This is a genomic window from Vibrio floridensis (assembly GCF_021852965.1).
GTDB lineage: Bacteria > Pseudomonadota > Gammaproteobacteria > Enterobacterales > Vibrionaceae > Vibrio > Vibrio floridensis.
In genome coordinates this window covers 662,960-686,931 of the sequence record NZ_JAKGCY010000001.1, presented here as the reverse complement: position 1 = coordinate 686,931, position 23,972 = coordinate 662,960, and the positions used below count along the sequence as shown (strand labels likewise).

Genomic DNA, 23,972 nt, shown 5'->3' with positions numbered 1-23,972 from the left:
GCTACCAATCTGCATATATTGTGGAAGTTAATACTACACTTATTGCACCTAAAAAGGGAAACATTCCATTCACATATTTGTTTATAAGTTTGACTTACAACTGTACGCTGGATATTCTAGCGTACAGTTGTTAGCTTAAACGAGGTGTACTTTGCAACAATCTACCCCCCCTCTGATCTGGTTAAACATAACCATTTTTGGCCTGTCTCTGTTTCTCGCTCTTTTGGTGACCCCATGGTATGGATGGCAACATGGTTATGGAACCGAGCACCTTATTTGGCTTTTGATCACATTTAGTTTTACCAACCTTTCCATCACCGCCGGATACCATCGTCTTTGGAGTCACAAGACCTACCAAGCGAAAGGGATTCTGCGAGTAATCTACGCCATCGGTGGCGCGTTTTCGCTACAAAATAGTGCTCTGCATTGGTCATCCGATCACCGCATGCACCATAAGTTTGTCGATCATCACGACAAAGACCCTTATTCAGCGAGCCGTGGATTTTGGTTTTCCCACATTGGCTGGATGCTTCGCGACTATAATCATGACACGTACAATGACTACAATAACTGCCGTGATCTACAGAAAGACAAGGTGGTGATGTGGCAGCACAAATACTATATCCCTCTCGCTATCGCGACGAACTTAGGCATCCCTCTTGTGCTTGGCTGGTATTATCAAGACATCATCGGCATGCTACTAGTGGTTGGTGCGTTGCGGTTAACACTAAGTCACCACTCAACATTCTTCATCAACTCTCTAGCTCATATTTGGGGAAAACAAACTTTCACCGATAAAAACAGCGCTAGAGACAATGGCTTTTTGGCGGTGCTAACCTTTGGTGAGGGCTACCACAACTTTCACCACATTTTTGAAAATGACTACCGTAATGGTATTTACTGGTGGCAATACGACCCAACAAAATGGCTGATAAAAGCCTGTTCGTGGATTGGCTTAACGGGCAATCTGCGTTTAACTCCCCAAATTAAAATTGATAAAGCAAGAGCCGCTACACGTCTTAAAAATGCGCTAAGCAATATTGGCCATCGAGCTGACCAAGAAACATTGAAACAACACTTGCAAACCGAGTTTGATAGCTTAGTGGTCACTATGAAAGACTACTACGATACCAAAAAACAATTACTTGATAGTAAAAAGCAGAAAGCCTTTAAAACCTATGAAATAGCGTTGCTAAAGATTCGTTATAAGCAGATCAAAGCGGATCTGATGAGTCGTCAGAAAAACTGGATAACGCTCACCGCGCATTACGCCTAGTGGGGAACTAAACCAATAAGTACCCGTGTTTTTCACTCATCCAAATCACGTGCGTTAAGACGACATCTTTTTGTAGACGAATCATGCCCCTCTAATCAGCCTCCACTCAAGGAGGCTGATTTGCGTCTCAAACGGTAGTCATTTTTCTGCGCCCTAGTTACCGCCCCCGTTAACCTAGCCTATACTCAACGGTATGCTCAATGCATAACACTGTGTTTTCTGAATCGATGGAACGACAAAGATCATGGCAATAATTGATACCTCACAACTCACGGTACCTGAGTCAGTGATAAATAGCTGGCAAGAAATTGTTGATTTAGTTGCAAAAATGACACAATGTCCGGCGGCGTTGGTCATGAGAATTCACGAGACTGACATAGAAGTCTTCTCCAGCAGCCGAAGTGAAAACAACCCCTACGCGCAGCACGCCAAAGACTCCCTTGGTCACGGGCTCTATTGTGAAACCGTGATTAGCGAGCGACGCATGCTTAATGTGCCCAACGCTTTGGCCGACCCCAATTGGGACAGCAACCCTGATATTAAACTCGGCATGATTTGCTATTGTGGACTTCCGGTCTTCTGGCCCGATAACACCCCCTTTGGCACCATTTGTATGCTCGATAATCACGAACGGTACTTTGATGAAGATTCGCTATCGCTGCTTGGTCGTTTTCAAACTGCCATTGAAGGCCAACTAGACATGCTGTATCGGAAGGAAGAATTGGCACAGCTTAACCAAGAGCTAGAAGCCAAGGTGGCGGAACGAACCAAAACGCTCGCCGATTTAAGCAGCCGCTTACTGACTGAAGTTGAACAACGTACTGCCGCGGAGACCCACCTAGATTTTCATCTCCACTATGATCCTTTAACCAAGTTACCTAACCGAATTACCTTGGCTGATGATTTGGCAAAGCAGATTAAAAAACTCTCACACGACGAACAAATTACGCTGGTCTACTTTAGTTTGAAAAACTTTAAGTTCGTGAATGCCAGTTATGGTTACATGTTTGGCGATCAAATTCTCTCTTCACTCAGTGAGCGCCTGTGCCACAAATTACCGAAAGAGTGGAAACTGGCACGCATTGTCGGGTCAGATTTTGTTCTATCAGCTCGCCATAAGCGCAATCAGGAAACACAAGAGGAGGTGATCGAACGGGTGATAAAAGCCTGCACCCAACCTTTCATGGTTAACGAGATGAGTGTGAACCTGCAGTGTAATCTCGGTATTGCCTTAGCACCTATGGATGCCACCGATTCGTTTAGCTTGATGCAGAGAGCTTGCTCCGCTATGAGTGTGGCCAAGAACCAAGGTTTGCAAGCCTCCTATTTTAACGTCGCCGCTCAGAAAGAAGCGGAAGAGCGCTTACTACTAGAATCCCACCTATCTGATGCACTAAAGAACCAAGAGATGCAAGTCCATTTTCAGCCGATCATCTGTTTGAAACAAGGTGGAAAAGTTATCGGTGCGGAAGCGCTGCTGCGTTGGAAAGCCGCTCAACTGGGAGCGATTTCACCCGATCGCTTTATTCCATTAGCAGAAAGTAATGGCCAAATTATCGAGATCGGTTATTTTGTTCTTCATCAAGCCCTCAAACACGCCGCTGAGTGGCGTAAACTCTCATCTCACTCCTTCAAAATGGCGATCAATATCTCGCCGATTCAGTTTCGTGAACCCCATTTTGTTCAGCATCTTCAAGATATTATTGAGCTTTATCAACTCCCGCCTCAATGTGTTGAACTCGAACTCACCGAAGGTATTTTGCTGCAAGATGAAGAGTACGCCCAAGAGGTACTGGCTCAGTTACGTCACTATGGTGTCAACATTTCACTGGATGATTTTGGTACAGGCTACTCATCATTGAGCTACTTGCAGAAGTACGCGTTTGATACGCTAAAAATTGACCGCAGTTTTATCAACCAACTAGAACACAAACAACACAATCGCGAGTTGACACGTGCCATTATCGCGATGGCGCATAAGTTGAACATGATGGTGATAGCGGAAGGCGTGGAAAACCACTTTCAAGAAGACTTTATCCGAACAGAAGAGTGTAACTACGCTCAAGGCTTTCTCTATGGAAAAGCGATGCCACCAGCGGAATTTGAGGATTTTTTATTGAATCACGAAGGCTTCTAAACCGCACTTTAAAACTAAGCTGCAGCCTATTAGCCATAGGCTGCCCTGACAAATCGACGAAAAAAGAGTCCAACGCAGGATAGTTTAGTCTTCAATGACCTTGTGACCACAACGCTCACATACTAAGTGGCGCGCAAACTCATCCATGGAAGCGAGAAAGGCACCAAATACTGCACTTTTTAGAAACCCAGCAATAAACTCTTTTCGGCTACGCTGGGGATCGCTTTTAAAGGCGCTCGTTTTTCTGACGAGTACGACGACATGGGGTGTTTCTGTTTGACAATGTTCGCAATAATGATTCTCTATTTTGTGTGACATATGCACTCCTACAACTCGCGACCCGACACCCGTCAAAAAATACCACAAGTGACGAATCGTAACTATGGTTAGCTACTGACCCATATCACAGATATATGAAATTAATATCACCATTACATTACTCTGCGGTGAACAAACTACGCTTGTTCGGTGACCATGTATTGTCTTTCATACTGCTGCTTTGCTTTTTCCCACAGCGTTTCATATTGAATTTTCTCTCGCTCTTCTTCCGACATCAACTGACGAATGGTGACATCACACTGCTTCATTATGACGTGGATTTCTTCTATCGCAGCGGTCTCAAAGCATTTGGGCCAGTAACGCGATAAGATGGTTATGATCTTGGTACAAACCGTCCTTAATGTTGGGCTACGAGCTAAGATCTGTGCATAAATTTCGTAGAGTTTTTCAATATCTTGCTTGTGTTCAATCAGCGCCTTGTATTGATCTTCCAGCCATTCAACTTTCTCCTGACCTTGACGCTCAAGTGCTCTTGCCATCGCTGTTTTGCTGGCCAAAATGGTTTCCATCTCGCCACCGAGTAAACTCTCTTTACACCAAATAATGCAGTGAGAAAACTCGCTATCAAAGCCCATTGCATTGAGTAGCCAAGTGAAATGGTAGCGATCGTAAAAGTGCTCAAAAGGTTTAGTTCGGTAGAGCTGATTCAGGATCTCAACGGCAACACGGTACTGCTTTTCTTCAATCGCGATATGCGCAGCAATCAGCTGAAACTGGCTATCTAGCTCTTCATCCAAACTGCAATCATATGCTTGCTTAAACAGTGATTTTGCCTCTTTCAACCAACGTATTCTCTCGAGAGGCTCTGCGTCATTGAGTGCGTAAAGCAGTGATCGGATATGATTCATCCGCATAAAATGATTATTGCGAAATGTTTCTTTATTGACCTCGCTATAGAGGCGGAAGCGTTGTAACGCTGAGCGTGTATCCCCTTCACTAAGGCACAAGTTGGCAATCACCAGCTCACGTTCAGAGTTGCCCGGCACGATAGAACTGGCCACTTTGAGATGAGATATCGCATCAGGCACATCACTGTTCATCAAGCTGAGGTTCGCGGCCTCAACACGCACGGTGGTGTTGCTCGGCATTGAGGAGACGAGTTCATGTACCAACTTGGTGGCCTCGGTCATTTTACCGGTATGGCGCAGTGCATTAGCTAGGCCCACTTTCGCCCAATCGAGTTCCTTTTTCTCTAGCGTTTGTTCATACACTTTCTTCGCTTCTTCAAACAGTTTCAATCGTGTCAGGAAGCTACCTCGAAACTTTTGTATCAGGAAATAGTATTCTGGATGAAAGGGTTCCAACTCTTCACACAAAACCAATCCTGCTTGCGAATCTCCCGCTCTTTCTGCAGCGTAAAGATTTTTGAGGATTTGTTTACGCAGTACCGCGTTTTCTAAGCGGGTTTGCAAAATACCGATGTTGAACGGTTTTAATATGTACTCATCCGGTTTGAGCTCAAGAATGGAATGCACAATAAAGGCGGAACTTTCGCCTGTGACGAGAATAAAAACCGCATCGCTTTTTAGCGCTTTGTAATGCTTGAGCTCTTCAAAAATCTGTTTGCCGTTCATCCCTTTGCCAAAGTTATAATCACAAATGAAGATGTCGAATTTCTCTCGGTTTGCTTTAAATACGGCCGATTTTGGGCTTTTACTGAATTGAATGTTCGCTTCTGAAAATCCAAGCTTAAGAAGCATACCTCTTAAGCTTGTGATAACCACAGGGGCGTCGTCGATGATCAGAACTTTAAGCTGTGAAAAATTGTGTTTCGCCATGATACCTTTATTAATCAAGTGTAAAGAATCGTACCAATTCCATGGCGGATCTTATTCCTAGTTTTGTTTGTACGCGGGTTTTGTAGGTACTTACCGTTTTTTGGTTGATATCCAGTTGGTTTGCTATCTGTTTATTGCTCAATCCTTTGAATAACATCTGAGCAACGGCCAACTCACGTTCCGACAGTTGTTCCAATTGGCTTTGCTGGGCTGAATAGTCGGTTTTATCCAATTTGGTGTCAGCAACAATATGGCTCACCGTATCGACCAACGTGCTTCCTTTTGACAGTATCGTACTACCTGATTGCAGTTGGGGTAATTGCACTGACTCAGCATCAGAATGTTCTGACAATAGGATCATCCGCCCCTTATATTGTTCATCAATACCTAAAATCAGTTCGTTTTCACTCACGTCTGAGGCAAATCTGATGTCCATCAATACCAAGTTGATAGGATAATCGCGCAGCTTTTTGATCGCTTGATCGAGACTCGACGCCAATCGAACTTGACTCACGCTTTCTTCTCGCTGCAACTGCTTTTGCAGTGCAATGGCACTGACCTGACAGTCAGCGATGATGAGCGCGCAAATACCGCCTTCAATACTCTCTTGCGTCAGGATACGACTTTGATTTTTAGCATATTGTTCACTCAGTTCAGCAATGGGTAATGGCGGAGAAGAGTAGTAACCTTGGCAAGTATCCACACCCAAATTTCGTAAATATTGCCATGTCTCTTCATCTTCAACACCTTCCACCACACAGTGCAGACCCAACGATTGAGCCAGCATAAGGCACATTTTGGTCAGTTGTTGGTGTTTGTAGTTGGTCACCAAATCGAACACAAAACCTTTGTCGATTTTAAGTTCATTAAATGGCAGTTTTCCGAGCTGGCTCAATGATGCGTACCCGGTGCCAAAATCGTCGATAGAAAGCCCAACACCATGCATTCTCAAGCGCGCCAAGTTCGCCAGTGAGATGGTCGTCCCGTTGTAAACTTGATCTTCAGTGAGTTCTAGGCTCAAACGGTTCGGTTCAAAACCATAGTGGTGACAGAGTTCGATGACTCGGTCACACATCGGCTGTTGTAGGTTATTTTGACTTATGTTGACTGACAATTTGAGGTTATCGCTCATACTGGCAATAGCGCTGATCGCTTTCTCAAGTACTCGCCAGAACAGTCTGTCCATCCAGTTGCATTGTTCGATAACCGGTAAGAATGCCGCTGGTGCCAGCAATCCATATTGGGGGTGCTTCAGGCGAACTAGCGCTTCTACGCCCACCATCGCCCCTGTAGCAAAGTCATATTGTGGCTGATAGAAATTAAATATCTGGTCGTTTTCAAAGGCGAATTCCAGATCTTCGCAACTCACTTGAAAGTCGGTCTTTGGCACCACTAGACGCTGTTTTGACAAGGTATAGCTGTTGATGACGTTAAAAAGCGCTTCCATACTGAACGGCTTCTTGAGCACGTCAACAAACGGAAACCTAGCCAAACTACACATATTCCTCGTGAGTTCCAACACGGCGTCTTCCACCGCACTCAGTATGACAATCCCTGGTTGGTAGCCTCTTTCGCTCAAAATCGTGAGTAGGCTAATCCCATCCATCTCTGGCATGTGAATGTCACAAAAAATGAGTGCGAAGGTGTTCTCTTCACAAAGCGTTAGTGCATCTTCACCGTTTTCTGCTATTTGAATGTCGCTGTAATTGAGCGAACCGAGCTTCAGTTTGAGGCTGGTTGATTGAATCCTTTCATCTTCTACGATCAGTATCTTCATCTTTCCCCCCTCGCCAGCCCATCAAGCCACGTGGTTGCTTGCGCTACGACACTACGCATCGCCATAATCAGTTTCTGTTTTTCTGCCTCTATCTGAGACAGGTCATTTTGCTGTTCTACACTTTTTGCTAATGCTGCAAGTTCATTTAACATCAGCGCACCGGCCGCGCCTTTGACACGATGAGCAATGGACGTAACATCTGCATCTGCATGGAGTAACTGTTCGATATCGAAGCTAAACGACTCTATCACCACATTGGCCATTTCTTCGCGTTCTTCCTCTCGATACTCATCAAGCCACGTTGCGGTAGGTTCTTCCTGCCCTTGTTGCTCTGGTAAATACTTCGACAACACTCGGAACAAAATAGCCAGTGAATAGGGCTTGTAAATGACCTTATCCATGCCCGCTGAGTGCGCTTTTTCGGCCCCTAAACGCGAATCTTCCGCCGTGCAGCCGATCACCGCTTTGCCACTAAAACTGCTGACCTGTGCTTTCACCTTTTTGGTGAGCTCGAAACCATCCATTTTTGGCATGTGACAATCCGTGATCAAAAGGTCAAACCTGTCTCCACTCTCGATCAAGCGCTCATACGCCTGCTCTCCGTCGGCAACTGCCACACTCGTCACACCGATTTCGTTTAGCTGTTTTTGCATCAACAAACGGTTAATCGGTTCATCATCGACCACCAGTACGTGGCCGACAAGCTGACCGACCGATTGAATCACCTGAGCTTGAGAGGCATTCTGCTCGTTTTTCAGTAACTCTTGGAGCAGGAGATCAGGGTACAAATTGCCTTGTTCCGACGCCAACATATCAAACGAAACACTGTTCAGCGCATCGTCTCGTACCTTTACGTTCCAGCAATACAACCAAGAGCATATACGCTCGTCACCATAGTAGCTTTGCTCAACTTCAAATCCAGCGTTAAAAATCTCACCTTTTATTGGCAACGTTACATCGATTTGGGTCCCTTTGCCGAGCTCACTTTGGCACTCAATATCACCGTTCATCAAATCAAGCAAACTCTTGACGATCGACATTCCCAAGCCAGTTCCACCAAATCGACGAGTGATGGTACTGTCAGCCTGCACGAATGGCTGGAATATGGATGTCAATTGCGACTGCGTCATGCCACACCCCGTATCGGTAATACGAAGACGCAAGCTCTCTGCATTGGTGATAATGTCGACCGAGATTTTCCCATGCTGAGTAAACTTAATCGCATTGGACAACAAGTTGCTGATGATTTGATTCACTCGCAACGCATCAAAATGCGCATCCACTATTGCTGTAGGCTGCCAGTTTAATTCAAACGCTAAACCTTTCACCTGTGCGCTTGCCTCGAAACTTCGTAGCACCGGACCAAACTCATCCATCATTCGATACTTTTCGATTTCCAATTGCAGCTGTTTGGCTTCAATTTTTGAAAAATCCAGAATCTCATTCACTTGCAAACTCAGTCGACCCGCTGACTGAATTGCGTTGTTAATGAGCAGCTGGTTTTCCTGGCTTTGTGTCCGGCTAGAAAGGAGTTCCAATAAGCCAACTAACGCAGCGATAGGGGTGCGCAACTCGTGGCTCACCACTGCCAAAAATTGACTTCTCGCTTCAACCGCTTGTAATGCAATTCGATTTGACTCACGCAATGCTAGTTCCGAATGCTTCAGTTCAGAGATGTCATTAAACAGCGTTAAATAATGGGTCATTTCACCATTTTCATGCGTAATGGCTTTTCGGGTAACAAGATAAAAACGCTCTCCCATCCCACAATCACTGGCGGGGACTTGGATGATCTCTTCAAACTCACGTGCCCCATATTGCGCGACGTTTAAAAATGAACAGGTGTATTTGACCGTTGTGCAGCCTCTTTCTACGCATTGTTCTGAGCTTTGTTTATAAGCGTGGTTTGATAACACAATCCGACCTGACGAATCGGAGATGTAAATCATGCTTGGAATGGTATCAAGGAGTTGAGTCAGCCAAGTAATTTGGTTCTGCGACAACTCCACCACTTTTTCAGTTTTTCGGAGCGAACTGCGCATACGACTCCACCACAACAAGAACAGCAACGTCATTAGCAGCACAAAACATAACCCCATCAAGGCATAAATAATCACTTGCTGCTTGTCATAACCGAAACTGAGGGTGACTTTTCGGTAGGCCGCTTGGATGGTTTCAATTTCATGGGGAGAAAAAGTATTTAGCGCGGAATCAAGCATATCCTTAAGCACTGGATCGTCTTTCCTCACCACCATCGCAATGCTAACGTCAAACTTCTCATCGAGATGATTTTCGAGTGGTTTAAAATAGTCTCGATGGTCATCAATCAACAGTTGGTTGATCAAGTCACGGTTCATCAGAACATGGGTTACTTCACCACTTTCCAGCAAAGGCAATACCGTTTCCAATGAACGGAAAACTCGAATGTTTTTATACTGCGAGTTGATATCAAGATAGGAGTAATAGTTACCCGTACGATCGAGCACTGCCATGTGTGGCTTCTGATACTTTGCGGTGGTCTCCACCATTTCAAACCTAATTTTGGTGTAAGGCGCTGTGACCCAATAATCACGCTGGTCTACTTCTTCGATGTTGCGCGCAGGCAACAAGTCCACCAAACCATCCTCAAGCATTTGCTGGACATCTCGCCCATTTGCGGGCACATACTCGAAGTCAAGGACACTTCTCATACTGATGCGATTCAGTAGGTCGTGCACGTAGCCTTTCACTTCACCGTCGCCGTCACGATAAGAGAGCGGGAATGTCTCTTCTTCAATCGTATAACGGATAACTTGTTCGCGCCCTTCTTCAAATAACAATCTCAGACTGGCTTGATCGTTAAGAAAGTAGATATCTTTTGAATGAATGCGGCCTCGCGTTAAACCACGCTCTTCCGCCAAAATCAGTTTATCGATGATCGATTTTAGTTGCGTCTTGTCTTTGGTAAACAGGACACGGTTAATCTGAGTACCAAGAGACTTATCAAAGATCACTTTGCCTTGAGTCACCTTTTTTTCACTCAAATAGTGACTCAATGAAACGTAATTGCTGATCGTTGCGTCTGCCAAGCCTTGCAAGATCATTTGAGCCGCGGCTCGATAGTTTTGTGCGGTCATGATGTTTTGATAGCCTCGTTGGCTCAACACTTCACAATAAGACGTTTTTTCAACGCAAACCCACTTTAGTGAGTTCAGTGGCTCATTTTTCAGCTGTTGATCGCGAAGCCAAATCACACGAACGTTTTTATAAAGGGGTGACGAAAACAGGTAGTCATTCGCCCTTTCAGGCGTCTTGCCAAATCCAATGACCATCTCGACCTCACCCTCTTTTACTCCCTGCAGCAACTGGCGGATACTGTCGTAACCTTGATACTCAATTTGGACGCCTAACTCACGAGCAAAACTCATCGCATAGTCGTGATGAATTCCTTGTGGCGCAAGACCCATGCCTCCCCAATACGGCAGCCAACCACCACTTAGAACACCCACTTTGAGAACTGGATGGCTCGCCAAGTAATCTCTGTCTGCTTTGGAAAGATAATCCATAGCAGAAACAAATGAACTTAGCAGGCAACACAAAGCGAACGTGATGATTCTTAAAGACAAAGCCGACCCTCTCAATATTCAAATTTTGGGGGGATGAAGTGTAACGATAGCGCACGCCCTGCACAACAATTAAGCGGTTTTCACTTATTTAATTTTTATTTATAAATCATCATGTTATTTAAATGTAGGAATAATCTGACAACCAAAGCGTACACTTTTTGTTGCCTTGTGATATTCGTTGTTTTTTTCAGCGCCGAGTTTTCTATGTTCATTTTCGTCAAAGTCGGTATAGTACCGCCCCTAGCTTTTTCCCATTTAAGGATTGCACCGTGACTGCACCATTCAACACACTTCCCCTAAAACCAGAATTGCTTTCGACTCTAGAGACGTTGGGCTACACAGAGATGACTCCTATTCAAGAGCAAAGCTTGCCAAAGCTACTTGAAGGGAAGGATGTGATCGGTCAGGGTAAAACCGGCTCAGGCAAAACAGCGACGTTTGCACTTGGGCTGTTAAGTAATCTCAATGTGGATCGCTTTCGCGTTCAATCACTGGTGCTTTGCCCTACACGAGAACTGGCGGACCAAGTGGCCACTGAAATTCGCACCCTCGCCCGTGGTATACACAACATCAAAGTGCTCACCTTGTGCGGTGGTATGCCAATGGGGCCGCAAATCCTTTCGCTAGAACACGGTGCACACATTCTTGTTGGCACACCGGGTCGCATTTTGGATCACCTAAGCAAAGATCGCATCAATCTTGATGAGCTCAATACCTTGGTGCTGGATGAAGCAGACCGAATGTTGGACATGGGCTTTCAAGACGCCATTGATGCCATCATTGATGCCGCCCCGACCGAGCGCCAAACCTTGCTTTTTAGTGCAACGTTCCCAGAACAGATCGAAACCATCGCCAGCAAAGTGATGAAGAATCCTGAGATGGTGAAAGTGGAATCAACGCACCAAACCAGCACCATTGAACAACGTTTCTACCAAGTAGAGAGCACTGAAGAGAAAGACAACGCGCTCGAAGCATTACTGCTAACGCACCGCCCAGAATCAACCGTTGTTTTCTGTAATACCAAAAAAGAAGTACAGAACGTCACTGATGAGCTCAATCACCGTGGTTTCAGCGTGATAGAACTGCACGGCGATATGGAACAACGTGAGCGCGAGCGCGCCTTGACCATGTTTGCCAACAAAAGCATTTCAATTTTAGTTGCCACCGATGTCGCGGCCCGTGGATTAGACGTCGACAACCTCGACGCCGTTGTTAACTTCGAGTTGTCGCGCGACCCTGAAGTCCATGTGCACCGTATTGGCCGAACTGGTCGAGCCGGAGCAAAAGGCCTGGCCATCAGTTTTTACAGTGGCAAAGAGATCTATCGCATTGAGCGTATCGAAGAGTACATGGGCATTGACGTTCACCCGGCGAAGCTGCCTCAGCCAGAGAATCACAAACCTTACTACCCTTCTATGCGAACCATTCAGATCTTGGGTGGCAAAAAACAAAAAGTTCGTGCGGGTGATATTTTGGGCAGCTTAACCAAAGAAGCCGGTATCGACGGCAAGCTGATTGGCAAGATCAATATTTTGCCTATGGTTTCTTATGTTGCTATCGATAGTTCAGTGGCAAAGATTGCAGAACAACAGCTACAAAATGGCAAGATGAAAGGGCGTAACTTCAAAGCGCGTATCATGAAAGCATAACAAGGCCGCTTTAGTCCCATAGGCTTGCGTCTGAATGCCAGCCGACACTTTGTACACAAGTGGGGAATGTTTTAGTAATTGGACGGCAACAAAAATGGCGAGTGAATTCACTCGCCATTTTTATTTTTAAGCATTCTGAAATGAGTGCTGTTGATTACAACAACTCAACAGATGACCGGACTATCACGAAGTCCTCGCTGGCTAGGTATCAATGCGTTTCGCATTTATGGATAAAAGTGTCAGTGGCGTTGGCCAAATTACATCTCATGGATAGGCGCATTCATGGAAAAGTACTTACCTCCCTGCCGTTTATGTATGATGCGGAGCAGTTTGGTGACAGAACACAGATCACAGCGGGATATCAAGAAACAATCTGATTTCCCCAGAAGTGATCACTGGCACAGTCAAACCTGCACTTATCCCTGAGTCTATGTGAACAAAGCTCGTGCCAATCGTTGCAAGTTCGAGATCGAGTTCATCAGCTGCGGACATTTTACTCCAGGTATTAACATTAAAATCTTCACTCACAGCAGACTTATACTCTAGTGCGATTTGAAGCCGTTTTGTACGTGTCGTATCGCTTTCTGAATACTCATACTCTAAATGAGTGACAAGATGCTGCCAATTGAGATTGAGTTCAAGCAATGTAACCAGAGCATCAAGTTCTTCAGTACCATCACTGAGTAAACCTTTTCGGTACTTTAGCCCCCAAGTACTCTCGAGAAACATATCTTGAAAGTCGTAGCGATACACTGCCTCACTACCAAGACTAACAACACTGGTTCTGTACGTACTTTCATCATAAAAAACATCCGTTGAGTCCCTATAGGCATCTATTGTTTTGTGGGTATACAACCAATCTGAGTTTAAAAATAATGTTAGCGGAACTGAGTTGTTGCGGAGCACCTCTTGCTGCAATTCCCCAGATACTAACCAAGTGTTTGCGTCAGTCTTACCTTTTTTTCCTTCTGGAAGCGATTCAATATCAATAGTGCTCTGTTGATTGCCAGCAGCCAACTCGAAAAACAGCTTATTGTTAATCCAACTTTGGAAATATGGGAGTGCACTAAAACCCGTCTCACTTGATTTGGCTAAGTGTTCTGCGGATAGTTTCGTTTCAAATACACCGAATGCGACCCCTGTGACAGAGGTTGAACTAACAGAAGTGTCCATCCCAAATACGAAGTATTTAGTTGTCGCTTTGTAACCCGCTAGGGAATCAACTCGCTTTTTTGTCGAGTCCTGCCAAGTAAAGTTTGACCAGAAGCGAGTTCCTTGTGCAGCATCTTGGTTTAAGATATTGAAACTATTGAACGAAGCCTTAGATTGGTTCGAAATTGGCTCAGCGGTGGGAAGCGCAGACAAAAGTAGCCCGCCCTGTTGTCTGGCTGTACTCATATTATGAATTCGTACAACCTCTTGTGCATCTAGCGCATCAGAACGGCCGCTCGTTGTTGGAGCTGTTGGTTCTGAAGTAGGTGGTTCGACAGGACCAGTATTTTTAATCAGAAGATAGAGAAGTGACTCTTTCTGAATATTATAGTCGGACAGCGTCCTTCCGTCTTCGAGTGTAATACCTGAAAAAACTAGGTTTTGTTCATCTGGCGCGATACCCTCTTTATCTTGAACCTTCGCTTTCACATTCTCAATACTATCCGACTCCTCGACGTCCAGTGTGATGTTTGCTCCACTTGGAAGCCTTATATAGATTTGCATTGCTAACGCATGCGTTGGAATTAACAGAAAAAGGGCAAATAGGGTTATAAAAAACTTGCTTAGTTTTGGCATTTTCAGACTGCATCCATGAAAAAGAGCCAAGTCGTAGCTTGGCTTTGCTTGAGGGTGGCGAGTATACAAAAAACAAATATTTATTAACAGTTTGTTCAATAACAACCAACATAGTTAAATGGTGTGCCCTACCAATCCGCTTTTTTTTGGCTAGCCTTTAGGTTTTGCCACCCTTAATCCAATAAGAATTACTTTAGTTCAATAAGAACCACAGACTCTGCCATAAGCTACACTCTTCGATTAGGCGATATCTTTCAAAGTGATGATTTGAGCTACCCACTCAATAGCGTTGACCACCATGGAACCATGAAAATATGCATCGAGTTAAATTAATGGCTCGGAGAGGTATTTGAACCGGTTCGATATCTTTACAATCCGTGTTCAAATGATGAGTAAGAGAGTGTCGAGTCTCACTAGTGAAGCGTGAACTTAAGGAGTGAAAATATGTTTTCAGCCCAAAGCCCTGTTGTTGTGTCCTCCGATAATTCTACTTCAGCTCTCCAACGCGTCAATTTTATGGATGGTAGCTTTTACAACGAGAGTTGGTTACAGAAAATAATCTTTGATAATGAAAATCTTATTCCTTTTTATGAAATCGAACCTGATTATGTTGGGGCAATTTCCGTCTGTATGGAGTTTCCAACACGCTCGGGCCGAGTTGACTGTCTTTATGTTACTGAGACGGGTCGCCTTGTAATAGCGGAGGTAAAGCTCTATAGAAATCCAGAGTCTAGAAGAGAAGTCGTTGGACAGATCTTAGACTATGCAAAAGACCTAGTGTCAATGGATTATACGACGCTTGATCAAGCTATAAAAAAACGAACAAAAGGAAAAAGCTTGTATCAAATCATCAAAGAAGCTGGCTCTACTGTGCCTGAGGCTAGCTTTATCGATGCGACCCAAAGGAATCTCAACAAAGGGCGTTTTTTGCTGCTCATTGTAGGGGATGGAATTAGAGAAGGTGCCGAAGACATTCAGTCATTCCTCAACCAAAAGGCATCCATGGAGTTTACATTTGCGATGCTAGAGATGCGCGTCTTTCATATGACTGATGACCAGTTGCTCGTTCTACCGCAAGTGCTCCACAAAACGGATATCCTCGAGCGACATGTCATTACTATCGAAAGTCACTTTAGAGACTATACCGTCACTTCAGAAGAGGATACTCGTCCACAAGAAGCACTCTTCAAAACTCAACTGGATAGCAAAGAGCTATTTAACAAGAAATTTTGGCAGGGCTTTCTTGATACCCTTCACTTAGAGGATAAAAGCCAACCCCTTCCGTTACCGTCTGCGCAGAGTCACCTCTATTTTCAACTCCCTCCCTCGGCTTCAGTTGCATGGATTACGGTCTATAAACTGGGTAACAAAGAGATAGGTTGCTTTGTACGTTGCGCGAAAAATTCTAAAGGACAGGAGGTTTACGAACAGTTAAAGGCTGCACGCGCCTCATACGAAGACCCGCTTGTTGTACAAGCAATCTGGAATGACGATGAAAGGCGGATTACCCTGCCCAAACTAAATCTCAATCTAGAAGAAACGCAAAATTGGACTCAGTCGTATCTATTTTACGAAAAGCAGCTCAATAGCCTAATCAATGAGTTCCGCCCCCTACTTAAACGCATATCAAAAACAAGTAACTAGTAAAAAAACGCTCAATGTTAACGAACAGGTACATTAATTGGGGTTATTTGCTTATAGAGTTTGATAACACATCTCAAGATGAACTCTAGTTAAAAAGGGGCGTAAACAAGCCAGCACTAACCTCGCTAACCTGGAACATAAAAAATGAACTTCGGAAGCCAATTTAGTGAGCAATGTATGTGTAGCCAACAGATCCTTAGCGATGGTCTATCCAACATAAAGAACTAAAAAAGCGAGCACAAGACTCGCTTTTAACTATCTGTTTTTGAAGCAAATTACAGCAACTCAACCGACTACTGGGCGATCACAAATTCTTCGTTGGTTGGGTATCTATTAGTATCGCATCTACTAGCTGGGATATGGACATAAACGTGACAGAGAAAAAGCTCTAACTTCGCAAAATTTGATGGTGTTTTCGATTTTTGTATGGCCAAGTAAAAGCTGAATCGCTCGAATATTTTTAGTTTTTTGATAGATCAACGTGGCTTTAGTTCGACGCAGTGAATGAGTACCATAAAGATCAGGGTTATGACCTAAGGCTAATGCCCAACTACGTATGATGCGACGATAATAAGAGTAGCTCAAAGGCTGATTAACTTTTCGAGGACTTGAGAATAGGTAGTCTGTAGGTTTAAGGTCTTGATCTTTAATCCAATGGCTCAAAGTTTGCTGAGTTCTCTGAGTAACCTCAAATTGAACATCGTTACCAGTTTTTTTCTGAACGTACTGGACACGGGAGAAGACAAGAAAGTTGGATGAAATGTCCGATACTCGTAACGATAGCAAGTCACTTGAGCGCAATTTACTATCAATCGCGAGGTTAAGCAGTGATAGCTCCATTAGATTGTTGTTAAGCTCTAGGCGTGTTCGTATACGCCAAATCTCTTCTAATCTAAATGGCTTTTTAACCCCTGTTTTCTGACTATCCATACTCTTGCCTCAATTCCAAAATATTGGGCTGTGTATTAAAGAACCATACTTAATAGCAAATGAAAAAAGGCGTTTTGTGTTAAGAACAGCCGAACAGTTCTAGGCAGGGATTAACTCTGTTCGGCTAATAGTTTGAAACTTAGAGGAAGTATGGGCTACTGATAAAAAACACCAGCATTCCAGTTAGTTAAAATCGATGAGTTCCAACCTTCGCCCCTCATATTGCCTGCACACTTCCACTTATGCCAAACCTACTTCTTCAACTTCTGCGCTCATAATGTCATATAAATATTGACGAGGGTCTGAGCGCTTAGGGTCATCAATTTTAGCAACCAACTGCTTACCAAATGCTTCGATCATTTCTTCAGATTCAGCATCTGCATTGAACATGTATTCAGGCTGTAGGTAATTCATCTGGGTTAGATTTGCTGTTAATTGGAACGGACGCAGTAGATCTGGCACAGTGGCGAATATATCAAAGCCCGAATAGAACTTTTCACGGCCACCAACAGATACCACTAACTGCATATCCTTCCCTTTCAACTTATCGCCCTCTGGCCCATAAGCGAAGTTGTAAGCCAGCACGTCATCTAACCATTTTTTAAGCAGCGGCGGCATTGAATACCAGTAGAACGGGAATTGCAGAATGATGCGGTCATGCGCTTCAAGTAGTACTTGCTCTCTCTCTACATCAATTTGGAAGTCTGTGTATTCACTATAGAGATCACGACTTGTCGTCACTTTACCAGACTCATCAAGCTGTGATTTCCAAGTTTTGTTGTTACGTGAACCTTCAAGGTTTGGGTGAAATACAAGGTTTAAAATTTTCATTGTCAGTACCTATTTACAAATTAACCTTCTCTTTTTAGGTCGCATGACCTAGTTATTGCAAATCTAGGTCATCATACCTAAAATGTCAACATTATTTTTAGGAGAGCTACAAAGCGTAGTTATTCCGTATAAAACAGGCAGTACTAGATGAGAAAAAAGAACGCCAAGATTGAGAAGATTTTAGATATTTCAATCGCGCTATTACGACAGGAGGGAGACTTTGGGGTGAGTATGCGTAAGGTTGCGACACTGGCAGAGATGTCATTAAGCAATGTGCAGTATTACTTCAAAACTAAAGATGAGTTGCTCAAAGCGATGGCAGACCGCTACTTTCAGCAATGCTTAGATGAATTGGCAGAGCAGCCGCAGTTGAGCGATGCAAGTGAGTTAAAACATTTCATCTCCGCTCAGCTATCGCACGTTTATCAGGTTTCAGATATGTGCCGTATCTTCCGTGAATATTGGGCTATTTCGACACGAAATGCAGCAATTGACGCGTACCTTATAGCTTATTATCGAACAATGGCATCGTCTTTAAACAAGATTTTTAAGCCACTTGCGAAAGACGATGCCAGTATCGAGAGAGCAGTCTCGGTGTTTATTCCCTTTGTTGAGGGTTACTCCATCACCGCAAGAGCATTGCCAGTCGAGTTAGACAGTGTCACAGAGTCTTTAAGTTCGATAGTGCTGAAACAACTGACAGGTGAATGATTGCGAAGTAGTAAAGCAAGGTAGATGGCATACCTTGCTTTGATTGGAGAAATCACGTTCAGCTTTCTCTATTTGAAGAATCATTATTTTATTTCGTATGTCTAGCATGCTTTGGGGCATAAATAAACCAACACGAACCTCGCTAGCTTGGAACTTAAAAAATGAACTGCGGAAGCCAATTTAGTGAGCAATGGTTGTGAAGCCAACAGATCCTTAGCGATGGTCTATCCAACATAAAGAACTAAAAAAGCGAGCACCAAGCTCGCTTTTAACTATCTGTTTTCGTTATTAATTACAGTAACTCAACCGACTGCTGGGCAATCACGAATTCTTCGTTGGTTGGGATAACCATCGCCACTGCGTTTAGCAATGTCGATGTTGCGATCACACCTGCGTTACCGAAACGAGCATCTTCGTTGCCTTTTTCATCTTCAACAAAACCAAGAAGTTTCAGATTCTTAAGGATCTCACGACGAATTGGTAGTGAGTTTTCGCCAATGCCGCCAGTGAAGATGATGCCGTCAAAAGAATCTAGCGCAGCTAGGTATGACGCAATGTATTTCGCGACACGGTAGGTGAACACTTGGAATGCCAGCGTCGCGCCTTCGTGGCCCTGTTCCATCGCTTCTAGAATGCCACGAGCGTCGCTAGTTAGGCCGGATACACCTAAGAAGCCAGAGGCTTTATTTAGTGAGTTGAACACTTTCTCTTGAGACCAACCTTTCTTAAGTAGGTATTCAATGATGCCAGGGTCTAGGTCGCCACAACGGGTACCCATCATGAGGCCAGAAAGTGGCGTGAAGCCCATAGAGGTATCGACAGATTCACCATTGTTAATCGCACACACTGAAGCACCATTGCCAAGGTGTACAGAGATGAAGCTAGATTCTTCAATTGGCTTGTTCAGCATTTTCGCTGCTTCACGACTTACGAAGTAGTGGCTGGTGCCATGGAAACCGTAGCGACGAATGCCGAAATCCGTGTACAACTCGTTCGCGATAGCGCCGGTAAACGCGCGCTTTGGCATAGTTTGGTGGAAAGCGGTATCAAACACAGCAAACTGAGGAAGTGCAGGAAAGGCTTCCATCGCCGCACGAATACCGATAGCACCCGCAGGGTTATGCAATGGAGCAAGATCGGCAAGCTTCTCGATCTCTGCCGTCACTTCTTCATTAATACGTACTGTCGATGTGAACTTCTCACCACCGTGTACAATTCGGTGCCCTACAGCAACGATATCTTTCGTCAAACCTAATTCTTCAGTCAAACCAACCAGTTTGCCGATAGCGATTTTGTGGTGGTTATCTTCACCTTGAATGACAATCTCTGTTTTTTCGCCTGAGTATTTCCAGCTCATGCGAGCATCTGCAAGACCAAAGCACTCACCCAAGCCACTCAGCACCGCTTCACCAGTGACAGAGTTAATGACTGCGAACTTGAGAGAAGAGCTACCCGAGTTGATGACCAATACGAACGAATTAGACATTAAGTTTATTTCCTGTTGTGGAGCGGAATATAAGGGACCGACGCCAAGGCGCGATGTTCATTCATTGTTGAAACCATTATTCAATAATTTTTGAATCTTTCAACTATCTTTTAACTCAATTATTTTTGCCACCACTATTTATTGATCTGTCGCAATTTATCATTTATTTCTAAGCAAAAATAATTTACCCAACTCCCCAAAATCGTACCGTCAAACAAGGGACAAAGGAGATACGCTTGAACGCCAAAAACAACAAAGGCCACCGCATCAAATGCAGTAGCCTTTACCAATCGGTATCGTTTTACTCAATCGCGACCGTGAATATTGTTCTATCGTATCGTCGAAAACGAACAACTACTCAGTACGCTTGCCGATCCCAACAAAAACTTTTTGTTCAGAGCCCCCAAGAGCAAGACTGAAGGATGGTTTCACGCTCACCTCGTCAAATCCCGCTTGAAGCAACAAGTGCTCGGCTCGTTTCATTGTCAATCCTTCATCATCCGATTCTGCTATCCAATCCCAGTGGATAAAGCATCCTCCAATGTTCAGCAAGCTATGAGACACTTCTAACGTCGTAGGTAGGTCATCAATAAATGCACAAACCGACGAGGCAACCACCACGTCAAACTGCCCACGAAATGCAGGGTGCTGAGCCGCCAAGCCGCGAGTGAGACTATCCACTACAGGTTCGACATTGGGCAACTGCTTTTTGTCTAACTCTTCGATCATTTCTTCGGATGAATCAAGTGCAATGATCTCTTTCGCTAAGGGCGACATTTTTCGGCTTAACAAGCCTGTACCACATCCTAAATCTAGGATTCTAGCTCCGTTGAGGTTAGCTAAACTCGTCAACTGGTTAAACACAGATTGTGCAAACTGTTCCGTTGCTGGATTGCTCTCCCACTCCTTCGCGGCTTCGTCCCAATTGTGTGCCATCACGGCCTCCATAATTACTTCTTGCAACGCTGATAGATTAACTCAAAATATTCCTTACGTCATAGAGTTATTGTCAATTTCCCAGCACATAAAGCAACTTAACAACCTATGCTAAAGTTCGCTATGCTAGAACCAAGTTCCATTTTACGAGTGAATTATGAACCTTTCACAAATTGAAGCCTTTTGTAGTATTGCAGAGTTAGGCTCAGTCTCTGAAGCAGCAAGACATCTAGACTGCAATCGAACTAAACTCAGCATGTCGATCAAATCGCTGGAAAAGGAGTTGGATATCGAGCTATTTATCCGCTCTGGTAATCAACTGACGTTATCAGAAGCAGGTAAAGCGATTTTTAAAGACTGTGAAAATTTGCTTGTCACTTCTCAGCGCATCAAACAAACCTGTGCAGAAGTATCGGGCGTTTTTAACGCTGAGTTATGGATCGCTCGAGACGATTCATTACCCGATGAAACTTGGCAGGAATTTTCTCACGAACTCAGTCGCCAGTACCCTTCAACCGCATTCAACATCGTGCTGGCATCCAGTGGCGATCTTGCCAACTTGGTGGAGACCAGACAGGTGGATTTTGCCTTCGGTGTCGACTACGAACGTGTTGACAGCCCTAAGATTACCTACACGCCACTGGGTAAAATTCGCATGATGTCTGTATGTCAACATGATCATCCCCTCACCAAGATGCGCCGTGTTTCTGATGAAGACTTACGAGCACAAATGCAAGCGTTGATGGTCTATTTGAATGAAAAAGACAATCCTGAGCTAAGGCCCTTTTCCCTACGCCACATCGGTTTTTCCTGCTTTGACTACATGCTGAACATGATCCTCCAAGAAAACGCATGGGGAGTATTACCCGAACCCTTGATTCGACTCTACTTGCGCGAACAAAAACTCGCCGTAATCAAACACACCTACGGTTTGACCCAAGAGGATTATTGCATGCTGACCCATAGTGGCATGAGAGAACACCCAGCCATGACGTGGCTGGCGGACAGAATCAACGATTATTTGTTCGATTTCTAACTCGAGCACAGTGAGCGTCAATATTAATGACGCTCGATTTACCAATTAAAATATTGATTTAAAAAGACAATATCAACAATCATTAAATTGACACATTTCATTCACTGACTTTTCATTTGTAAAATTTCGCCGTTACGCAAACAATAACAGAGTGTTTAGCAACCGGAAAATTTTATGTGTGACAGGACAACTAAGAACGAAAACCGTATTTTAATCTTCTCAGCCCTTGCAGCATCTGGGTTCGCAGTTAGTGGTTTGGTACTTGGTATGTTCGCAGGGTCACTGGTAATTATGTTCGACGGAGTATACTCCCTCGTCAGTCTGCTGTTAACATTATTGTCGCTCGCAGCTTCTTACTACATTAGTAAACCTTCTCAACGACTTTTTCCTTTTGGTAAAGCTGTCTTAGAGCCGATTGTTATCGCAATCAAGGCAATAGTGATTTTAATGGTGGTTGCTTACTCACTTTATTCTGCCGTGTTCGATTTGTTCAACGGTGGTCGTGAGGTCAATGCCTCTGTAGCGATTTTCTTTGAGACTTCGTGTGTGATTGGTTGTGCTTATGTCTGGTGGTATATCTCCAGAAAAAGTCGTCAATACTCGTCGGGACTTATTGCCGCTGAAGTCAAACAGTGGCAGATGGATGCGCTGCTCAGTGCCGTTGTTACCATTGGATTTATCATGTCCATCGCCGTGACGTATACCCCATACGCTGAGTTTGCAGCCTATGCGGATCCAGTCATGATGCTGGCAATGTCGTTTTACTTCATCAAAGTGCCACTGGGCATGTTGAAAGACGCTCTGCGTGAGTTGTTGGTTATGTCTCCAAATGAGGAGCTTTGTCGAAGTGTCGGCCATGATATTGAGTTCATTGAGAAACAAACTTCCCAGCATCTGAAACTCGCAGGTGTTGCTAAAGTGGGGCAAGAATTACGCGTTAACGTTGATTTGCATGTTAAAAACAAAACGTTGGCCCTAGCCGAACTGGAAAATACTCGAGATAAACTGAAGCAACAGCTTTCTAAGCATCCGTTTAAACTACAGCTTAACGTAAACGTCGCTTTCTAACTGGCTTGCAGATCTAACCCCAAACGCCGTCTCATCCGACGGCGTTTTTGTTTCTCGTTAACCACCAGCAAGCCAGAGAGCCAACGGTGACCATGGCAACGCCCTGCCAAAAGGTACTGGGCAGCGTAACGCCTAAAATAATGGATGAGAACAGAGCCGACAACACAGGCGTAAAGTAAGACAAAGTGGCCAGAAACATCATGTTACCGCCAACAATTGCTACATTCCACAATGCGTAACCGCCCGCCATCAGCGTGGATGCACCCAGCAAAACAAGGCCACTTCGCCATTCAAAGTGAAGAGGCATTGGCGGAGATAACGCAAACTTCAGCCAAAGAGTCACTGCGGTGGCGATAAAAAACAGCGTGATGGCGTTATGTTTTGACTGCTGTTTTTGCGTCACATTGCAATAAATCGCCCAGATAATTGCCCCAGCAAAAGCCATAATAAAGACTACCGGGTTGGCCATCACGTTTGCCTGGATCGTTGTCAGTGACACGCCATCATCACCACTGATCGTCCACGCTACACCAATAAAGGCCAGCAGCACCGCTGGGTAAAGCCACCAACTGGTTTTCTTCGCGCTTCCCCACACCGCAAACAATACTGTCAAAGCTGGCCAAAGATAATTGACGATTGAAACTTGAATCGACTGTATTCGGCTATCGGCATAACCTAACGACAGAGCAAGTAAGATTTCATAGCTGACGAACAAGGCCCCTCCTAGCAATAAGTAGCGAGGAGAAAAGTGACGTAACTTCGGAATACCAAGCACCATCATTAACATAATCGCGCTACAGGTGTACAAGAGCGCAGCACCACCAAGTGCACCAAAAGATTCAGCTACCATACGTGTCATTGCCAACAAGCAACTCCAAAATAAGATGGCAAGCAAGCCAAACAAGGTATAGCGATTTGTCATTCTCTGTGATCCCAAGCGCAGCACAAGCAAATAAGAGCAAGAGCTTACTGCAAAACTGA

17 protein-coding genes are annotated in these 23,972 nt (G+C 44.4%); 7 read left to right on the top strand and 10 right to left on the bottom strand.

The window, feature by feature from the left end; genetic code table 11:
• The first annotated feature begins 151 nt into the window (after positions 1-151).
• Complete coding sequence (locus LZU85_RS02855) at positions 152-1,276, top strand: acyl-CoA desaturase (RefSeq protein WP_176297139.1); 1,125 nt, start codon at positions 152-154, stop codon at positions 1,274-1,276.
• Positions 1,277-1,520: 244 nt separating this feature from the next.
• Entirely contained in the window at positions 1,521-3,413 is a 1,893-nt protein-coding gene (locus LZU85_RS02850; protein WP_237286315.1) for a sensor domain-containing phosphodiesterase, read from the top strand.
• A gap of 84 nt (positions 3,414-3,497) precedes the next feature.
• Here the strand turns inward: LZU85_RS02850 and LZU85_RS02845 are convergent, their stop codons facing one another.
• From LZU85_RS02845 to LZU85_RS02830, 4 genes are all read right to left on the bottom strand, one after another.
• Positions 3,498-3,731 (bottom strand): hypothetical protein, encoded by a 234-nt coding sequence (locus LZU85_RS02845; protein ID WP_176297137.1) that lies wholly within the window; start codon positions 3,729-3,731, stop codon positions 3,498-3,500.
• A gap of 137 nt (positions 3,732-3,868) precedes the next feature.
• Positions 3,869-5,530: a response regulator gene (locus tag LZU85_RS02840; protein WP_237286314.1), complete on the bottom strand. Its 1,662-nt coding sequence runs from the start codon at positions 5,528-5,530 to the stop codon at positions 3,869-3,871.
• Between the two features lie 10 nt (positions 5,531-5,540).
• A complete protein-coding gene (locus tag LZU85_RS02835; RefSeq protein WP_176297135.1) occupies positions 5,541-7,307 on the bottom strand; it encodes an EAL domain-containing protein in 1,767 nt (588 codons plus the stop codon).
• The gene (locus tag LZU85_RS02830; RefSeq protein WP_237286313.1) at positions 7,304-10,852 is read right to left on the bottom strand and encodes a hybrid sensor histidine kinase/response regulator; all 3,549 of its coding nucleotides are present in this window, start codon (positions 10,850-10,852) and stop codon (positions 7,304-7,306) included. Before LZU85_RS02830 ends, LZU85_RS02835 begins: the two co-directional genes overlap by 4 nt.
• Positions 10,853-11,181: 329 nt before the next feature.
• Between LZU85_RS02830 and dbpA the strand changes: the two genes are divergently transcribed.
• Positions 11,182-12,561 (top strand): ATP-dependent RNA helicase DbpA, encoded by a 1,380-nt coding sequence (dbpA, locus tag LZU85_RS02825; protein ID WP_176297133.1) that lies wholly within the window; start codon positions 11,182-11,184, stop codon positions 12,559-12,561.
• Between the two features lie 348 nt (positions 12,562-12,909).
• Here the strand turns inward: dbpA and LZU85_RS02820 are convergent, their stop codons facing one another.
• Positions 12,910-14,349, bottom strand: coding sequence for a ubiquitin-like protein (locus LZU85_RS02820; protein WP_176297132.1), 1,440 nt, complete (start codon positions 14,347-14,349; stop codon positions 12,910-12,912).
• Positions 14,350-14,793: 444 nt separating this feature from the next.
• On the opposite strand from LZU85_RS02820, the gene LZU85_RS02815 reads away from it, so the two are divergent.
• Complete coding sequence (locus LZU85_RS02815) at positions 14,794-15,993, top strand: PDDEXK family nuclease (protein ID WP_176297131.1); 1,200 nt, start codon at positions 14,794-14,796, stop codon at positions 15,991-15,993.
• Between the two features lie 348 nt (positions 15,994-16,341).
• On the opposite strand, the gene LZU85_RS02810 is transcribed toward LZU85_RS02815, so the two are convergent.
• Together LZU85_RS02810 and LZU85_RS02805 are read right to left on the bottom strand one after the other, a co-directional pair.
• Positions 16,342-16,923 carry a tyrosine-type recombinase/integrase gene (locus LZU85_RS02810; RefSeq protein WP_176297130.1) on the bottom strand — a complete coding sequence of 194 codons (582 nt, stop codon included), beginning with the start codon at positions 16,921-16,923 and terminating at the stop codon, positions 16,342-16,344.
• Positions 16,924-17,163: 240 nt separating this feature from the next.
• On the bottom strand, positions 17,164-17,754 hold the full coding sequence (locus LZU85_RS02805) for an NAD(P)H-dependent oxidoreductase (RefSeq protein WP_237286312.1): 591 nt from the start codon (positions 17,752-17,754) through the stop codon (positions 17,164-17,166).
• 147 nt (positions 17,755-17,901) lie between these two features.
• Between LZU85_RS02805 and LZU85_RS02800 the strand changes: the two genes are divergently transcribed.
• Entirely contained in the window at positions 17,902-18,465 is a 564-nt protein-coding gene (locus LZU85_RS02800) for a TetR/AcrR family transcriptional regulator (RefSeq protein ID WP_176297128.1), read from the top strand.
• A 292-nt stretch (positions 18,466-18,757) separates the two neighbouring features.
• Here LZU85_RS02800 and LZU85_RS02795 read toward each other — a convergent pair whose 3' ends face one another.
• Together LZU85_RS02795 and LZU85_RS02790 are read right to left on the bottom strand one after the other, a co-directional pair.
• Complete coding sequence (locus tag LZU85_RS02795) at positions 18,758-19,951, bottom strand: acetate/propionate family kinase (RefSeq protein WP_176297127.1); 1,194 nt, start codon at positions 19,949-19,951, stop codon at positions 18,758-18,760.
• Between the two features lie 354 nt (positions 19,952-20,305).
• Positions 20,306-20,899: a class I SAM-dependent DNA methyltransferase gene (locus LZU85_RS02790; RefSeq protein WP_336886263.1), complete on the bottom strand. Its 594-nt coding sequence runs from the start codon at positions 20,897-20,899 to the stop codon at positions 20,306-20,308.
• Between the two features lie 145 nt (positions 20,900-21,044).
• Between LZU85_RS02790 and LZU85_RS02785 the strand changes: the two genes are divergently transcribed.
• Both LZU85_RS02785 and LZU85_RS02780 read left to right on the top strand, forming a co-directional pair.
• Positions 21,045-21,923 (top strand): LysR family transcriptional regulator, encoded by an 879-nt coding sequence (locus LZU85_RS02785; RefSeq protein ID WP_176297125.1) that lies wholly within the window; start codon positions 21,045-21,047, stop codon positions 21,921-21,923.
• 174 nt (positions 21,924-22,097) lie between these two features.
• Positions 22,098-22,991 carry a cation diffusion facilitator family transporter gene (locus LZU85_RS02780; RefSeq protein WP_176297124.1) on the top strand — a complete coding sequence of 298 codons (894 nt, stop codon included), beginning with the start codon at positions 22,098-22,100 and terminating at the stop codon, positions 22,989-22,991.
• A 31-nt stretch (positions 22,992-23,022) separates the two neighbouring features.
• Here the strand turns inward: LZU85_RS02780 and yddG are convergent, their stop codons facing one another.
• Positions 23,023-23,913 (bottom strand): aromatic amino acid DMT transporter YddG, encoded by an 891-nt coding sequence (gene yddG, locus LZU85_RS02775; protein ID WP_176297123.1) that lies wholly within the window; start codon positions 23,911-23,913, stop codon positions 23,023-23,025.
• Positions 23,914-23,972: the final 59 nt, after the last annotated feature.

What these genes read in the sequence shown, in the direction of transcription:
- LZU85_RS02850 (WP_237286315.1), top strand. Translation starts at nt 1,521, where the DNA reads ATGGCAATAATTGATACCTCACAACTCACGGTACCTGAGTCAGTGATA.
- LZU85_RS02845 (WP_176297137.1), bottom strand. Translation starts at nt 3,731, where the DNA reads ATGTCACACAAAATAGAGAATCATTATTGCGAACATTGTCAAACAGAA.
- LZU85_RS02840 (WP_237286314.1), bottom strand. Translation starts at nt 5,530, where the DNA reads ATGGCGAAACACAATTTTTCACAGCTTAAAGTTCTGATCATCGACGAC.
- LZU85_RS02835 (WP_176297135.1), bottom strand. Translation starts at nt 7,307, where the DNA reads ATGAAGATACTGATCGTAGAAGATGAAAGGATTCAATCAACCAGCCTC.
- LZU85_RS02830 (WP_237286313.1), bottom strand. Translation starts at nt 10,852, where the DNA reads ATGGATTATCTTTCCAAAGCAGACAGAGATTACTTGGCGAGCCATCCA.
- LZU85_RS02820 (WP_176297132.1), bottom strand. Translation starts at nt 14,349, where the DNA reads ATGCCAAAACTAAGCAAGTTTTTTATAACCCTATTTGCCCTTTTTCTG.
- LZU85_RS02815 (WP_176297131.1), top strand. Translation starts at nt 14,794, where the DNA reads ATGTTTTCAGCCCAAAGCCCTGTTGTTGTGTCCTCCGATAATTCTACT.
- LZU85_RS02810 (WP_176297130.1), bottom strand. Translation starts at nt 16,923, where the DNA reads ATGGATAGTCAGAAAACAGGGGTTAAAAAGCCATTTAGATTAGAAGAG.
- LZU85_RS02805 (WP_237286312.1), bottom strand. Translation starts at nt 17,754, where the DNA reads ATGAAAATTTTAAACCTTGTATTTCACCCAAACCTTGAAGGTTCACGT.
- LZU85_RS02800 (WP_176297128.1), top strand. Translation starts at nt 17,902, where the DNA reads ATGAGAAAAAAGAACGCCAAGATTGAGAAGATTTTAGATATTTCAATC.
- LZU85_RS02795 (WP_176297127.1), bottom strand. Translation starts at nt 19,951, where the DNA reads ATGTCTAATTCGTTCGTATTGGTCATCAACTCGGGTAGCTCTTCTCTC.
- LZU85_RS02790 (WP_336886263.1), bottom strand. Translation starts at nt 20,899, where the DNA reads ATGGAGGCCGTGATGGCACACAATTGGGACGAAGCCGCGAAGGAGTGG.
- LZU85_RS02785 (WP_176297125.1), top strand. Translation starts at nt 21,045, where the DNA reads ATGAACCTTTCACAAATTGAAGCCTTTTGTAGTATTGCAGAGTTAGGC.
- LZU85_RS02780 (WP_176297124.1), top strand. Translation starts at nt 22,098, where the DNA reads ATGTGTGACAGGACAACTAAGAACGAAAACCGTATTTTAATCTTCTCA.
- yddG (WP_176297123.1), bottom strand. Translation starts at nt 23,913, where the DNA reads ATGACAAATCGCTATACCTTGTTTGGCTTGCTTGCCATCTTATTTTGG.